This window comes from Acinetobacter sp. NigerLNRRAM0016 (assembly GCF_054112845.1).
Window position 1 is genome coordinate 112,314 of record NZ_JBSYVT010000004.1, and the last position, 14,142, is coordinate 126,455.

15 protein-coding genes, 4 tRNA genes and 1 riboswitch are annotated in these 14,142 nt (G+C 42.8%); of the genes, 4 read left to right on the plus strand and 15 right to left on the minus strand.

Going from position 1 to position 14,142, the window contains the following annotated elements; translation table 11 throughout:
- Positions 1–54: 54 nt before the first annotated feature.
- Positions 55–987 carry an oxygen-dependent tRNA uridine(34) hydroxylase TrhO gene (trhO, locus tag ACWQ4X_RS04560; RefSeq protein ID WP_457902870.1) on the minus strand — a complete coding sequence of 311 codons (933 nt, stop codon included), beginning with the start codon at positions 985–987 and terminating at the stop codon, positions 55–57.
- A 204-nt stretch (positions 988–1,191) separates the two neighbouring features.
- Between trhO and ACWQ4X_RS04565 the strand changes: the two genes are divergently transcribed.
- Together ACWQ4X_RS04565 and ACWQ4X_RS04570 are read left to right on the plus strand one after the other, a co-directional pair.
- Positions 1,192–1,677 carry a DUF1289 domain-containing protein gene (locus tag ACWQ4X_RS04565; RefSeq protein ID WP_457902871.1) on the plus strand — a complete coding sequence of 162 codons (486 nt, stop codon included), beginning with the start codon at positions 1,192–1,194 and terminating at the stop codon, positions 1,675–1,677.
- 44 nt (positions 1,678–1,721) lie between these two features.
- Positions 1,722–2,333, plus strand: a complete 612-nt coding sequence (locus ACWQ4X_RS04570; RefSeq protein WP_457902872.1) for a LysE family translocator — start codon at positions 1,722–1,724, stop codon at positions 2,331–2,333.
- A gap of 10 nt (positions 2,334–2,343) precedes the next feature.
- Here ACWQ4X_RS04570 and ACWQ4X_RS04575 read toward each other — a convergent pair whose 3' ends face one another.
- Entirely contained in the window at positions 2,344–2,898 is a 555-nt protein-coding gene (locus tag ACWQ4X_RS04575) for a TetR/AcrR family transcriptional regulator (RefSeq protein WP_457902873.1), read from the minus strand.
- Between the two features lie 88 nt (positions 2,899–2,986).
- On the opposite strand from ACWQ4X_RS04575, the gene ACWQ4X_RS04580 reads away from it, so the two are divergent.
- Positions 2,987–3,523 carry an HPP family protein gene (locus tag ACWQ4X_RS04580; RefSeq protein WP_457902874.1) on the plus strand — a complete coding sequence of 179 codons (537 nt, stop codon included), beginning with the start codon at positions 2,987–2,989 and terminating at the stop codon, positions 3,521–3,523.
- Between the two features lie 43 nt (positions 3,524–3,566).
- Here ACWQ4X_RS04580 and ribB read toward each other — a convergent pair whose 3' ends face one another.
- The 12 genes from ribB to ACWQ4X_RS04640 all read right to left on the minus strand — a co-directional run bounded on the left by ribB (position 3,567) and on the right by ACWQ4X_RS04640 (position 10,780).
- Positions 3,567–4,226, minus strand: coding sequence for a 3,4-dihydroxy-2-butanone-4-phosphate synthase (ribB, locus tag ACWQ4X_RS04585; protein WP_457902875.1), 660 nt, complete (start codon positions 4,224–4,226; stop codon positions 3,567–3,569).
- Between the two features lie 111 nt (positions 4,227–4,337).
- A riboswitch (FMN riboswitch) is annotated at positions 4,338–4,494 on the minus strand.
- Between the two features lie 192 nt (positions 4,495–4,686).
- Positions 4,687–5,067 carry an aspartate 1-decarboxylase gene (panD, locus tag ACWQ4X_RS04590; RefSeq protein ID WP_016165796.1) on the minus strand — a complete coding sequence of 127 codons (381 nt, stop codon included), beginning with the start codon at positions 5,065–5,067 and terminating at the stop codon, positions 4,687–4,689.
- 144 nt (positions 5,068–5,211) lie between these two features.
- Positions 5,212–5,793: an aminoacyl-tRNA hydrolase gene (pth, locus tag ACWQ4X_RS04595; RefSeq protein ID WP_142769292.1), complete on the minus strand. Its 582-nt coding sequence runs from the start codon at positions 5,791–5,793 to the stop codon at positions 5,212–5,214.
- Positions 5,794–5,813: 20 nt separating this feature from the next.
- The gene (rplY, locus tag ACWQ4X_RS04600) at positions 5,814–6,110 is read right to left on the minus strand and encodes a 50S ribosomal protein L25 (protein ID WP_457902876.1); all 297 of its coding nucleotides are present in this window, start codon (positions 6,108–6,110) and stop codon (positions 5,814–5,816) included.
- Positions 6,111–6,210: 100 nt separating this feature from the next.
- Positions 6,211–7,164, minus strand: a complete 954-nt coding sequence (locus tag ACWQ4X_RS04605; protein ID WP_100243191.1) for a ribose-phosphate pyrophosphokinase — start codon at positions 7,162–7,164, stop codon at positions 6,211–6,213.
- Between the two features lie 36 nt (positions 7,165–7,200).
- Positions 7,201–7,275: transfer RNA gene (locus ACWQ4X_RS04610), tRNA-Gln, on the minus strand.
- Between the two features lie 93 nt (positions 7,276–7,368).
- Positions 7,369–7,443 (minus strand) — tRNA-Gln (locus ACWQ4X_RS04615).
- A gap of 18 nt (positions 7,444–7,461) precedes the next feature.
- Positions 7,462–7,536, minus strand: a tRNA-Gln gene (locus ACWQ4X_RS04620).
- A 24-nt stretch (positions 7,537–7,560) separates the two neighbouring features.
- A tRNA-Gln gene (locus ACWQ4X_RS04625) sits at positions 7,561–7,635 on the minus strand.
- Positions 7,634–8,464: a 4-(cytidine 5'-diphospho)-2-C-methyl-D-erythritol kinase gene (gene ispE, locus ACWQ4X_RS04630; RefSeq protein WP_457902877.1), complete on the minus strand. Its 831-nt coding sequence runs from the start codon at positions 8,462–8,464 to the stop codon at positions 7,634–7,636. The genes ACWQ4X_RS04625 and ispE overlap by 2 nt, the downstream gene beginning before the upstream one ends.
- Before the next feature lie 12 nt (positions 8,465–8,476).
- A complete protein-coding gene (gene lolB, locus ACWQ4X_RS04635; protein ID WP_100243202.1) occupies positions 8,477–9,058 on the minus strand; it encodes a lipoprotein insertase outer membrane protein LolB in 582 nt (193 codons plus the stop codon).
- 9 nt (positions 9,059–9,067) lie between these two features.
- Positions 9,068–10,780 (minus strand): tetratricopeptide repeat protein, encoded by a 1,713-nt coding sequence (locus ACWQ4X_RS04640; protein WP_216071665.1) that lies wholly within the window; start codon positions 10,778–10,780, stop codon positions 9,068–9,070.
- A gap of 79 nt (positions 10,781–10,859) precedes the next feature.
- Between ACWQ4X_RS04640 and hemA the strand changes: the two genes are divergently transcribed.
- Positions 10,860–12,143, plus strand: coding sequence for a glutamyl-tRNA reductase (gene hemA / locus ACWQ4X_RS04645; RefSeq protein WP_457902878.1), 1,284 nt, complete (start codon positions 10,860–10,862; stop codon positions 12,141–12,143).
- A 16-nt stretch (positions 12,144–12,159) separates the two neighbouring features.
- Here the strand turns inward: hemA and ACWQ4X_RS04650 are convergent, their stop codons facing one another.
- Positions 12,160–14,043 carry a DNA primase gene (locus ACWQ4X_RS04650; protein ID WP_457902879.1) on the minus strand — a complete coding sequence of 628 codons (1,884 nt, stop codon included), beginning with the start codon at positions 14,041–14,043 and terminating at the stop codon, positions 12,160–12,162.
- Between the last annotated feature and the right edge of the window lie 99 nt (positions 14,044–14,142).

The window sequence follows — 14,142 nt, forward strand, 5'->3', positions numbered from 1 at the left end:
TTAACATTAAAAAAGCCTCCACTGGGGAGGCTCATGAAAACGAGATAGGATCGATTATAGACGCTTACGTTTTGCAGCAGCAATTTGCGATTGGCGCATACGGAAGCCATCTTTTTGCTTGTCTGTAGTTTTGTCTACGCAGTATTTGCAAGATACGCCATGTTCATAACTTGATTCTTCCACTTCAGCAGGAAGCAAAGGCCAGCCACAGGCATGACATTTAATGTTTTGACCTTCTTCGACCCCGTGAGTAACCGCAGTACGACCATCAAATACGAAACATTCGCCTTCCCACATGCTTTCTTCGGCAGGAGTTTCTTCAAGGTATTTGAGAATGCCGCCTTTAAGGTGATACACCTCTTCGAAGCCTTCTTGTAAAAGCAATGAAGTGGATTTTTCACAGCGAATGCCGCCCGTACAGAACATGGCAATTTTCTTGCCTTTATGTTGTTCAAGATTTTGCTTTACGTATTCAGGGAATTCACGGAAAGTTTCAGTTTGCGGATCAATTGCACCTTTGAAAGTACCCGCTTTGAATTCGTAATCGTTACGCGTATCAATCAGGATCACGTCATCACGTGCAATCAGTTCATTCCATTCTTTAGGGTCAAGGTAGTGACCGACTAAATCGCGTGGCTTAACTTCGACGCCCAGCGTAACAATTTCTTTTTTCAGTTTGATTTTCATTTTACGGAATGGCTTGTCAGCGCTATGCGACTCTTTGTATTCCATTGCATTAAAGCCTTCGTTAAGGAGGAATTGCTGTACAGAATCAATCGCCGCACGGTCACCTGCAACCGTACCATTAATGCCTTCGCCTGCAACAATCAGAGTACCACACAGGTTGATAGAATTTACCAAGTCTAAAAGTCGTTGTTGTAGATCAGCAGGATCTTGAACTTCTTTAAATTGATAAAGTGCGGCAACCACCCAACCAGAGGTCGCTTGCTGTTCTACAGGTGCAAGCTGTTCTACAGTAGCGTTCATGGAGTACTCCAAAATATAAACGAAGGATAAAATTTAAGGCGCGTATTTTAGCGCGAATTGCCGCAATATGCGAGAAAACCCGTCAAGAATTATGGTTTTTTAATACGGTCAGAAAAGGTATGATGCTTGAGCAGTTTTTAATAGCTGTTAAAAACTTCAAGCATTGTTTTTATGATTGTATCTTGCTGATTTCAGGAGCTTATTTTGAGTAATGATCGTCGGATTGCTTCACTGACGCCGTGCGCAGGGCGTTGTTCTACGGTCTTTGGTGATGCGGTTTGTCGGGGGTGTCGTCGTTTTAATCATGAAGTGATTAAGTGGAATACCTATACGGCTCAACAACAACATGCGGTTTGGCTGCGATTAGATGCTCAACTGGATCAGATTTTAGTTCCGATGTTGCCTTTTGCCGATTTACGTCATGTGGAAGGCTTTGTGCTGTCCAAGCGCGTGCGGTTGCGATCAGAAGCCTCGAAAGGACGCAAGTTATATCATGCGCTCAAAATTTGTGAAAAGAACAAAAATTTTACCAATGAAAGTGGCTTAGGGATTAGCGAGCAACAAGTGAAAGCGTTGTGGCAAGAATTTGAGCGACGTGTGTTGGCATTGGCAACAGCAAGTTATGATTTGGCATTTTTGCGTGCAGATGGGATCAGTCATAGTTTATTGCGTGATCAGGAAGAGGATTAATCTCTTTACTCTATTGAAATTTGAATAAAAGAAAGTAATGACTTGTGAATTATATTGAATATTTTTTATATTGTTTTGCCGTAATCATAATGATTGCCACTCCTGGACCTGTGATGCTTTTGGTCGCCAGTGCAGGTTTAAAAGGTGGCTATCGTCGTGCTTTACAGACTATTTTTGGAACCAATCTTGCTTCTCTGGTGCTGATTGCAGCCTCGATTGCGATTCTAAAGGGTTTTCTGACCATTAGTGAGCAATGGTTTAATGCCGTTAAAATTATAGGCTGTCTGTATATTATTTATTTGGGGATACAGATTTTAAGAGAAGTCTGGCAGGGTGATGTCGGGGCTGAAAATGCTTCAAGCACTGTTGCCAATGGTGGATTTAAGCAGGGTTTTCTGGTGGCGATTTCCAACCCTAAAGACATTATTTTCTTTGCCTCTTTCTTTCCACAATTTGTACAGATAACGCCGAATTTGAACCTTAGTCTGGGTATTTTAACGCTCAGTTGGATTGCACTTGATTTTGCCACGCTCTCCTTTGTCTATCTGATGTTCAACCGCTTTTCTCGTTCCAAGATGTATCAGCATCTATTGGCGTTTTGTGGGGTGATTTTAATTGCTGTGGCGCTCTACGGGATCTACATCAGCATTAGTTAATCGGGTTGTATCATTCATTCATTAAGCATTTGATTAACTTATCCAGTAAGGCTTTATTTTGTTCTGCTTGAACAAGATCAAAGCCTTCGACCAGAAAGCGACTGATCAATGCTTCAAGGAAGTTATAAGTTAATTCAGTGATTTCATCTGCATGTTTAAAACTCATCACCTGTTGGTGAATTAAATTTTTGATCCAGCTTTTATGCTGTTGCGCAATCTCTACAAAGGCTTGATCTTGTTTAGTACTTTCTGCGACTGCCCGAATGAAAAGACAGCCTTTGAATGTATCTGTTTGAAACCAGTCCATATGCCAATCATAAATTTTATGGAGGGCATCAAGCTTATCGTGTCCTTGTACACATGTGGACAGGCTCTGTCTAAACTTTAAATCTCGCGCTTTCAGGACTTGAATCACCAATTGTTGTTTATTGCTGTAATAGGTATACATGGTGGTTTTGGAACAGCCCGATTGGTCGCGAATTAAATCGACACCAACTCCAGAAAAACTATGCTGGTTAAATAAGTGTTCTGCCGTATCCAATATTTTCTGTGCAGATTTTGACATCTATATTTATTCCTTGTAAATAGTACAGATCTGTACTATTTTGATTTTAAGCCATCGACTTGAAGAAAACAACAGCAGGGGAATTTAAATGCGCATATTTACTGGCAAAGAAAAACTTTCTACGACACCATCAGGGAGGGAGATTGTACTGGGTTTTATTGGCGGTAGTCTGAGCATTTTGGTTTTGCTCTGTTTGGGCGCTTGGAGTGGCCATCTTTTTATTATGGCTCCCTTTGGTGCCAGTTGTGTTTTGCTTTATGCGGCATCTCAATCACCATTGGCACAACCCAGAAACATCATTTTCGGGCATTTGATCTCGGCTGCGATTGGGTTATGTTTTTTGAAATGGTTTGGTGTGAGTTATCTATCTATTGCCTTTTCAGTCGGTGCAGCAATTGCATGCATGCAATATTTTCGTTGTATTCATCCCCCAGCAGGTCCGAATCCATTGGTGATTCTCTTATCGGCACCTCATGTGACTTATGATTGGAGTTTCTTATTGTTTCCTGTAGCACTAGGTGCCTGTGTGTTGGTTGGCATTGCTTATATTCTTCATCACTTAAAAGCAAAGCATCACTGGCCACTGTATGGATTGGGCTTGTGGCGCAGTAAAATGGACCAATGAGCATTTAAGTATGCCTCAGCACAGTGACTGAGGCATTTTCTTTTTAAATCTGATGAGCCAAGCGATATTGTACCAATTCTTCAATGGTAATCACGGTCAGCTGATGGGTTTGTGCATAAGCCAGTACTTGAATGCCAGAAGCCATGGTGCCATCTGGATTGGTTAACTCGCACAACACACCCGCAGGTTTCAGTCCTGCCAAACGGGCAAGATCAATGGTTCCTTCAGTATGTCCACGGCGGCTAAGTACACCACCATCACGTGCACGCAAGGGAAATACATGACCAGGGCGGTTCAAGTCACTGGCAATTGCACCTGTACGGGTCGCCGCTTGAATGGTGGTGACACGGTCTTGTGCAGAAACGCCTGTCGTGACTCCTTGAGCCGCCTCGATGGTGACGGTGAAAGCAGTTTTGAATTGGCTAGAGTTATCACTCACCATAGGTGGCAATTCTAAATGGTCGGCGAGTTCATTGGTGATGCAAAGGCAGACAATACCTGAACCATCACGAATCATGCGAGCCATGGTCGCAACCGTTAATGTTTCCGCAGCAATAATTAAATCAGCTTCATTTTCACGATCAAAGTCGTCCATCACCAAGACAGGTTTACCTTGGCGGATATCGGCTAAAGCTTGTTGAATACGTTGTTCAGCAGGTGGAAGAGCTGAAAAGAAGATTTCGGGTTGAATTAAACTAGACATTGAAACGCTCGCGTAACTTGAAAATACGATTGAACATTTCAGGACATTTGAAAATAGGCTCGTAGCAAAACCATCTTACTGTGCTATAGGCAATAAGAAGGGTGTTGATGACGTCGTCTTCTTTCATCCGGACTATACCGTCGGCTTTGGCTTTGAACCAAATCTGCATGTAGGGTTGAGACTACACGCTCGTGGGCTGAATCAGCAGAAATTTTGATCCTACTGAAATTACCACCGGTGGGGAATTGCACCCCGCCCTGAAGCGATGTAGGTTCATTATAGGCTAATTTACAGAAAATGTGATTTTTCATGTAACTTGAGCGTCATGATTATTTCTGACAAGGTTTGCAATTAAATTGCTAAGACAATGAATTGAAGGAAGGGGGAGAATTATAGGATGGAGAGCTTGGTTTTTTTTAGGAAATAAAAAAGCTCGCAATCAGCGAGCTTTTTCTACATCTTAAGCCACTTGCACAGGAATACAGTTTGCAGTGTGATTTACTGTATTGTCTGGGTTCGCGTAGACCAAACGTGGTTTATGCGCATTTGCTTCAGCTTCTGTGAACGCACCGAATGTTGCAATGATGACAAGATCACCAACATCAGCTTGATGAGCAGCACCGCCGTTGACAGAGATAATGCCAGAGTTGTCTTCACCGCGAATCGCATAAGTTGCGAAACGTTTACCGTTGGTAACGTTCCAAACATGGATTTCTTCGTATTCACGAATGCCAGCTAAATCCATTAACACACCATCAATTGCACAAGAACCTTCATAGTGAAGTTCTGCATGTGTAACTACAGCGCGGTGAATTTTGCATTTTAATAAACGAGATAGCATGGCGAGCGTCTCCTGAGTGGACCTAAGACCGTTATCTTATGGTTAAATCAATCGCTTCTTACAAAACCAGTAATCGGCAAAAAACGCATTTTGCTCTGAAATGAGCAACATGGCAAGAAGGATTGTTCAACAATTCAAATAAATTCAGTTGGGTTTATAAGCATTGATTTGATTCATTGCTTGCTGGATATCACCATTCACGAGTAACTTGAGTCGTGAGAGTGCATGGTCAATTGCATCATCCATTAAACCTTGTTCACTGCTTGGCGCTTTGCTAAGCACATGCCCAGAGACACGTTCTTTTGAACCAGGATGACCAATACCAATACGCAGACGATGAAAATTTGGACCAAGATGTGGAACAATGTCACGTAGTCCATTATGACCACCATGACCACCGCCTGTTTTTAGGCGAATCACACCAGGGTTCATATCAAGCTCATCATGGGCAATTAACATTGCTTCAGGTGCGACTTGATAAAATTTGCAGAAGGGAACAACACTTTTGCCTGAAAGGTTCATAAAGGTTGTTGGTAAAAGCAGACGGACGTCTTGACCTTCGATATTACCACGACCACTGATTCCGTGAAATTTAGGGTCGTTTTTTAATGTAATGCCATATTTGTCTGCAATGCGTTCTACAAACCAGAAGCCTGCATTATGGCGGGTTTGGGCATATTCCTTTCCAGGATTGCCCAAACCAACAATTAGCGAAATATTAGCCACTAATTTACACCATTAAACACTTATGCGCGTTTGAAGTCAGCGTGCATTGGAGTGTTTTTAGCTGGGTGACGTTGTAACGCTTGGATTTTAACGCTTTCAACTTTGTCGCCAACTTTGATTTCAACAATTTCTTCAAAGAAAGCGTTGTTTTCTAAAGCTTTAACAAGCTCACGAAGTTCTAAAGTAACAGCTACAGGTTCAGCGTTGCCACCGTAGATGATTGCTGGAACTTGTGCAGCGTGACGAAGGCGGCGGCTCGCACCTTTCCCTTGGTTAGCTGCTTCACGTGCTTGTGCATTTAATACGAAGTTTGCCATGATAGACATCCTTAATTTAAGTTTAATTAAACTAGATCTGCGACCGACCTAGTGAGACAAAGCCCTGCACTGGGCAGGGCTTTTAAAATTCAGCGCTATATTATAGATAAGAATCAAACATTGCGCTAATAGATTCTTCGTTGTTAATACGACGAATTGTTTCAGCAACCATGCCGGCAACCGAAACCTGGCGAATCTTACCAAGTGCTTGTGCTTCTTCAGACAATGGAATTGTATCTGTTACAACGAGTTCATCGATAACAGAGTTTTTCAAATTCTCAATAGCTTTGCCTGAAAGAACAGGGTGAGTTGCATATGCAACCACTTTGCGTGCACCAAATGTTTTTAGTGCATCAGCAGCTTTACATAACGTACCTGCTGTATCGACCATATCATCAACAATGACACAGTCACGACCCTTCACATCACCAATCAAATGCATCACTTGTGATTCATTCGCTTTTTGACGACGTTTATCGATGATCGCAAGATCAATATCACCCATTTGTTTTGCAACAGCACGAGCACGAACTACACCACCAACGTCTGGAGAAACAACCATTAGGTTGTCATGCGACTGTTGACGTAAGTCAGCAAGCAATGCAGGTGTACCGTAGATGTTGTCTACAGGGATATCGAAGAAACCTTGGATTTGGTCTGCGTGTAGGTCAATCATTACAACACGGTCAATACCAACAGTCGTTAGCATATCTGCTACAACTTTTGCGGTGATTGGAACACGTGATGAACGAGGACGACGGTCTTGACGCGCATAACCGAAGTAAGGAATGACAGCAGTAATACGACCAGCACTTGCACGACGTAATGCGTCAGCCATTACTAAGATTTCCATCAGGTTATCATTGGTAGGGGCGCAAGTAGGTTGTACGATAAATACGTCTTTACCACGAACATTTTCAGTGATTTCAACAGCAATTTCACCATCAGAGAAGGTAGAAACTGATGCTGCACCTAAAGGAATGTGCAAATGGCTTACGACTTTTTGAGCGAATTGTGGATGAGCAGTTCCACTAAAAACGACAAGATTGGGCATGAAGCACCCTTGGCGGTTGGTATGTTTGAAAATAGATGGCAGGGGCGGCTGGATTCGAACCAACGGATGGCGAGATCAAAACCCGCTGCCTTACCACTTGGCGACGCCCCTAATGCGGCAGAATTTTAATATTTTTGCATATTCATGTCAAGGTGAAATGACAAGAAGATCAAAAACGCTATTCTGTCTTTTAAAACTTGAAATTGGCAGGGGCGGCTGGATTCGAACCAACGGATGGCGAGATCAAAACCCGCTGCCTTACCACTTGGCGACGCCCCTAAGTTTGATGTGTGTATATGGCAGGGGCGGCTGGATTCGAACCAACGGATGGCGAGATCAAAACCCGCTGCCTTACCACTTGGCGACGCCCCTAATACATACATCTACAGGTGAAATTGGCAGGGGCGGCTGGATTCGAACCAACGGATGGCGAGATCAAAACCCGCTGCCTTACCACTTGGCGACGCCCCTATTGAACTTTAAAATGACGTAATGGAGATTCATTTAAACTATTGACCAAGTAAGCTTTACAAGGCGAATGCTTAAGAATTTCATTAACGTGCATTTCAGCAGTTACTTCAGTAAAAACACAAGCACCTGTACCTGTAAGTTTTGCAACACCGAACTGATCTAAATATTGCATCGCTACATCGACTTCAGGATATAAGCTTCTTGCCAGAGGCTCAAAGTTATTTCTAAAGTCAGATGGCTTTATCTGATAGGCGCAGAATTTAGATGGCTTCGTGTTTCTTGTCAATGTTTTTTGTGAAAAAAGCAGTTGAGTGCTGATAAAACAGTCAGGTTTAAGCACAATGTATTGTTTTTGATCTAAGTCTATGAATGTTAAGTGTTCACCAATGCCTTCTGCCCATGCATTTTGACCATGGACAAAAATAGGCACATCGGCACCGAGTTTCACACCCAGCTCTGCCAGTTGTTCAATGCTTAATCCACATTGCCAAAGTTGATTGACTACAATCAGGGTGGTCGCTGCATTCGAAGATCCACCGCCTAATCCAGCACCCATGGGAATGTTTTTCTCGATTTTAATCTTTAAGCCTGTGAGATGCTGGGCAAAGGGTTTTAGCATCTGTGTGGCTTTGTAAATTAAATTTTGCTCAAGATCGACGTTATTTAAGCCATCAATCTGAATGTGGTCTTCCTGCAGGGGCTTAAATTCCAGCCAATCATATAAATCAATCAGCTGAAAAATACTTTGTAGCTCGTGATACCCATTTTCACGACGTCCCGTGATGTGTAAAAACAGGTTAAGTTTTGCAGGAGAGGGTACGCGAATCATAGCCAGCCAGAATTAACGGTTTTGAATGAGCATTGTAATACGATTTTCTTTGCCAGATTCAAGTTCTTGTTTAAGAACTAATTTGTTTGGCAGTTGAGCTGTATCGTTATAACTGAGATCGACTTGCCAGCCATCTTCAATGATTTGTTGAGGGCGATTGCTGGCATCTTTATTGATTTGTGCTTGTAAAGTAGCTGGTCGCGCCTGCACCCAATCCACTAAATGGGTAATCGGTGCTTGCCAGCCTGTTGCCTGTTCCAGAAGTTCTTCGGGCGTCGCTGCTTGAATCAGTCCTGTTTTGGCACTGTTCAGGCTCACAGCGCCTGGTTTGCCTGTAATTTGGGTTTTACCTACGCCCAGAATGCCACTCAGCTCAATATCAAATTCTTGCTGTTGTTGCTGCCAAGTAAAAAAGGCACTCCCAGACTGTTGCGGCGTGCGTACACCTATTTTGCCTTGCAAATTAAAATTATTCTGTTCGGCAGCATTTGGACTTTCCGCAGGAATTTGCGGTTTGGTAAATTGCTGACAACCCGTAAGGAATAAAACACTGCTGGTCAATACGGTCAGACCGACTTTGGAAAATACACGCATCAAAATCAATTAGCTCTTTTTCATTTGTTCAGGTAACAGTAACGAATTCAGTTGTTCCAATTGAGGATCATTTGGATGTTTTTGTTTGAGTTGTTGTAACACCGCGCTAAATTCTGCAATTTTTCCTTGCATATATAAGGCCTTGGCATATCGTACGCCTATCGAAACACTATTGCTTAATGTGTAGGCTTTACCCAGTACTTGCGCTGAAGTCTCGAAATCGTTCTGCAAATAGGTGATATAGCCCAGCGTATCCAAAATCGAAGCCTGATCTGGGGTGTACTCTAATGCCAGTTCGACATAATGCCGTGCATCATCCAGACGTCGATTTTGCAGTGCCAAGGTATAGGCATAAGCATTCAAATAAGTGGGGCTATTCGGTTCAATTTCCAGCAAGCGATTCAACAGTTGTTCCAACTTGACCCGATCTTGAAAGGGATCGAGTAAGAGTACTTCGGCATAAATCAAGTCAGGATCATCTGGCAGGTTCTTAATGGCTTCATCCAATAAGCGACGTGCCGCCTTATTGTTGTTCATGCGCTTTAAAATGTCTGCTTGTGCCTGATATAAAAAACTAGCATGTTGTGGATAATTAACCCGTTCTTGAGTCAAAAAGCGCAAGGCATCCTGTAATTTGTCCTGCTGGGCGTAGATATTGATCATGCTGCGTCTAGACACAGGGTAGAGGCTGCCATCTACCAAGCGATAGTAAGCTTTGGCCGTTTCAAAATGCTGTTTCCGTTCTGCATTGACTGCCAAATAGTAATAGGCATCATTTTGATACTGTGCGGAATAGCGCAACTCGACCAAATATTTTTCCGCATCTTCATATTGCTTTAAGTCGATACTGGTTAAGCCTGCAAGAAACAGGGCTTCTTCCTGTTTTGGCCAGCTTTTTAAAATACTTTCCAGTCTTTTTAGCGCGATATCGGATTGATTGACTTTAATCAGATATTTCACTTCTGCAAGACGCACTTCGAGATTGTCCCGATGCCGACGACTGGATTTGTCATACCATTTTAGCGTTTCTTCCTGATTGCCTAATGCATTCAGTAAGTTCGCTTTCATCAGGATAAAGCCCGTGACTTTAGGACGTTTACGCAAGGCACGGTTTACGGTCAGCAATGCTTGCTCATATTGCGCATTTTGCGCTTCTAAACCTGCAATCAGCACTAAAATAGAAGGATTGTCTTTTTCCTGACTGGCCGATAAAGTTTTGAGTAGCTCTTCACGATCACTCTGCGTTTCAGGGGAAATACCTGCCAAGATTTGTTCTAAGTCTGCATTCGGATCAATGTTGAGAATTTTATCCAGTGTTTCCGCAGCCAGTTCATATTCATGTGCTTTTAAGGCAATATGTGATAAATAAAATAATGCAGGCACATCTTCAGGTTCTTGCACCACCCAGTGCGTGGCAATATCGAGTGCAGCTTTTAAGTCATCTTGTTCTAGCGCAATGTTTAAGGCACGCTGTTTGACCAAAGTGGAGTTGCTGCGAATCGCAAGTACCGTGTAATTATGCAAGGCAGTTGGAATATCGTGATAAGCCAAAGCGAATTCGGCAATCATGCTTTGTTTTATGGCATTATTATTTGAATTTGCATGATAAACTGCCTCCGATGCTCTTACATGAGTACCAGAAGCCATGCTACCAAGCAGTAAGAATGTGGTAGAATACTGCTTTATCGTCGTGCCGTTCATACGGCTGTATGTTTGACGCAATTTTTTCTTGATCCAAGTAATGCTTTTTATGACACCGATGTTGCACAATAGCATAAATTTAGTGAATTGATGATTTGATATGTCTTTCTTTGCATTGGGGGTCAACCATCAAACCGCGTCAGTAGAGTTGCGTGAGCAAATTGCATTTAATGCTGAAAAGCTGAGTGTATTGCTTGCCCAGCAAAGTCACAACACTGAATTAAACGATTTAGTGGTGGTCTCGACGTGTAACCGCACCGAAGTTTATGCCATATCCGAAAATGCAGATATGGTATTAAATTGGCTCGCCCAAGCAAATGATCTTGATGTCAAACAACTGGTCAATCATGTTTATCGTTATGAAGATGCACAAGCCGTTACGCATTTAATGCGGGTTGCCAGCGGGCTTGATTCGCTCATGTTGGGTGAACCGCAAATTTTAGGGCAAGTAAAATCTGCACTCTCTCTGGCAAAAGATGCGCATACCGTTTCAGGTAATTTAAACCGAATTTTTGAATATGCCTTCTATGCGGCAAAACGTGTCCGTTCTGAAACTGCGGTGGGCAGCCATGCCGTTTCAATGGGGTATGCGGTTGCGCAATTGGCCTTACAAGTCTTTAGCCAGCCTGAAAAAATGACCGTGTTGATCGTCGCAGCTGGTGAAATGAATAGCTTGGTGGCGAAGCATTTGGCAGAGATGGGTGTCGGTAAAGTCCTGATTTGTAACCGTACCCGCGAACGTGCTGAACTGTTGGCACAAGAAATTGCCCATCAAGTTGATGTTGAAATTATTGATTTTGCTGCGTTAGCTGAAAACTTATACCGTGCAGATGTGATTTCAAGTTGTACGGGTAGTTTACATCAGATGATTTCTTATCAGGATGTCAAACGTGCGTTAAAGAAACGTCGTTATCAGCAAATGTTGTTGGTGGATTTAGCTGTACCACGCGATATCGAGCCTAAAGTAGAATCTTTGGATGGAGTCTATCTTTACGGGGTCGATGATTTACAGTCTGTGATTGATGAAAATCTGGCACAACGTCGCCAAGCGGCGGTTGAAGCCGAGGTGATGGTAAATCAGCTAGCTGTAGAGCTGATTACTCATGAACGCGTGAATGAAGCAGGTGCAACCATTCATCAATACCGTGAACACGGGCATGAATTACAACAAGAAGAATTACAATTGGCATTAGCGCGCTTACAAAAAGGCGAAAATGCCGCACAGATTATGCAAGAATTTGCCCATCGTCTAACCCAAAAGCTGTTACATCCAACTTCGATTGTCCTGCGTGATGCAGCCAAGGCAGAAGATCCCGCCTATTTTGAACAGCTCCAACAAAGCCTTGCTTATGTGATCGAGCATCGTCGTAAAGCTAAAAAATAATCGTTTTTTCGATGACTTAAGATAATAAGCGCAGTCCGATTTTCTTGGTCAGTTCATTGAGTTGTTGGCGTAAATTACGCGATTCAAGCAATGAGTTTGGATCTTTTAATTTCTGACGTAAATATTTTTCCTGCAAAGCCAAAGCATATTCAGTCGCCAGTTTATCTGCCATTTCAGGCGCATGCGTCAGCACTTCAATATTAGTGCGTCGCATAATATCGGCAATTTCTAAACCGTAAGTGCTGCAAGCACCGAGTACATAATACGTAGCCAGTTCTTGATCATCAGGCAAATTATCAAAAATTCGATTCAGAATAGTTAAGATATGCGAAAGTAATTCATTGCTCGGCACAAATGCCCGCAACGTTTCAAAATGAATATATAAAAAGGGATGGTGCATTAAAATCGCGATGGCGAAATCTTCATCTTTGGTGCGAATGTTAAAAGATAACGATGCATCATTACTCAGTTGCGGTGTCCAGCGCTTTCCAAAACCCAGTTTTTCTTTAAAGGACTGATTCAACAGATAACGGAAGGAGCCTTTTTGAGGGAGCAGTTCAGTCAGTTGGCGCAGTTCTGCCATCACCAGACTTTTACCTTCAGGACTGCTGATGTCCTGATTTTGAGTTAAATGCGCAAATACAAAGTCAGAAAGCAAAGGCGCTTGCTGTAAGAGGCGTTGGAAATTTTCCAAGCCTTCACGTCGGATCAGAGAATCTGGGTCATGATCATTCGGCAGGACAAAAAACTTGAGTTCACGACCATCATTTAACAGCGGAAGTGCAATTTCCAAAGTGCGTCGTGCTGCTTTTTGACCAGCAGCATCACCATCAAAGGCAATGGTAATACGGTTATTCTGTTTAAACAGAATATTTAAATGCTCGGTATTACTCGCAGTTCCTAAGGTTGCAACCGCGCCATAAATGCCATTTTGTTGTAATGCTATGACATCCATGTAGCCTTCAACCATCAGCCAGTCTTGAGCTTTCTGCTTGCGTCCTTCATACAGTCCATACAGTAACTGATTTTTATGAAAGACTTCGGAATCTGGCGAGTTGATGTATTTCGGTTTAATTTCATCATTCAGGGCACGACCACCAAAACCGACCACACGACCTTTGGCATCACGAATTGGGAAAATCACCCGATCACGTAATAAGTCAAAATCGCGTCCCTTGTCACTGGTACGGATTAAACCCAGTAATTTTAAGCCTTGAACATCTTGGGGAAAGGCCTTTTCCAGATGTTGCCAATCCTCAGGTGCATAGCCTAAACGCCAGAATTGTATCGTTTCTGCACCTAAACCACGGTGTCTAAAGTAGTGTTGCGCACTTTGGCTTTGTGGCAATTGGCGCTCGTAAAACTGTGCCACATTTTCCAGTAAGTCATAGAGATTACCATCTTGCGCTGGAGCTTCATGAAACTCTTGAAACGGTTCAAACTGGGCAAACGGATCATCGACATTACGAAACTCTTCAAAAGGGTCGTGATCAATCGGCAGCTCAGTTGTAGCAGGCGATTGGACAGGGGCAACAGGCGCTGTCTTTGGCGGCTCAGCAACAGCTTTGGCTTCGCGTTTGTAAGAGAGACGCTTGGAATCTTGATTGTCTTTAGGGAGTTCAATGCCTGTTTGACTGGACAGGTCTTTCATCACATCGACAAAGTTACGATTGTCGATGTCCATCAGAAAACGAATGGCATTACCATTGGCTTGGCAACCAAAGCAGTGGTAATACTGCTTGTCACGATAGACGTGAAACGAAGGAGATTTTTCCTGATGAAACGGACAGCAGCCCGAATAGGTGCGTCCTGTTTTTTTCAGTTTCACGCGTTGACCAATCAAGTCGACAATATCAGTTCGATCGAGAATTTGATCTATCGTATGTTGAGGAATGGCCATAGTCGTTATCGTGATTGGTGCAACAAAAAGAAAATACAAAGCGAGATCTGGATAAATCCATGCTTTGCAAAAGAACACTATTTATTTGTATATGGTTTG